At 67.0% G+C, this 682-nt stretch carries 1 protein-coding gene; it reads right to left on the bottom strand.

Annotation, left to right across the window (positions count from 1 at the left end; genetic code table 11):
- On the bottom strand, positions 1–682 hold a 682-nt coding region (gene vgrG, locus ACSIPU_RS30435; protein WP_435322475.1), incomplete at both ends, for a type VI secretion system tip protein VgrG.

Here is a 682-nt window from a genome sequence, read left to right as displayed (position 1 = left end):
TGGCCACCTCGGTGCCCGCCAGCAGCGGCAGATGCAGGCCGTACGTGTCACCGGCATACGGGCGCGCCTGGCGTACCCACAGGCTCTCTTCTCCCGGCTGCCAGTGGTCGCGGTCGAACAGCAGGCTGACCCTGTAACGCCCGTCGCGGTCGATATGGCCGTAGATATCACTGCTTTTCGTGCTGGTGACCCGCGCCGGCAGCGTCCCGGCCATCACCGGCCTGGCGATACTGGCCGGGCGGAAGCCGTAATCTTCCGAATACGGGATGGCGTGGAAGGCCACCTCAAAACTGCGGTCGCGCCGGGCGCGGCTGTGGATGTGGGTTATCACCACCCCCTCACGGAAGGTGCCGGTGACCTCTTCGCCGCCGCTCACCTTCAGTTCCTGACCGGGGGCGAGCGTCGCGCAGCTGCTCTTTCCGCTCAGCCGGGTCTGGTCGTTCAGGTAGCGCTCGTGACGCAGGCGGGCATAAAACGCCCCGCTCTCCGGCGCCGGGTCGCGCGGATGGCTGTCGCCCGGCATCAGGTAGTTATCCCCCCAGTGGTACGCCTCGCCATAAGTGGTGCTGTCGCCCCGGCTGACATCGATGCTGAGGCTCATCTCCGCCGGCGCGTTGCGGTAGTTATAGTCCCGGGTGAACACCGACTGCGGCACCACGCGATGCCGGCTTTTCAGCGCCCA

The sequence above is a fragment of the Klebsiella sp. HN106 genome, assembly GCF_051209435.1.
GTDB classification, from domain to species: domain Bacteria; phylum Pseudomonadota; class Gammaproteobacteria; order Enterobacterales; family Enterobacteriaceae; genus Klebsiella; species Klebsiella oxytoca.
The sequence above is the reverse complement of the archived record's forward strand: the minus strand, read 5'-3'. Positions and strand labels throughout refer to the sequence as shown.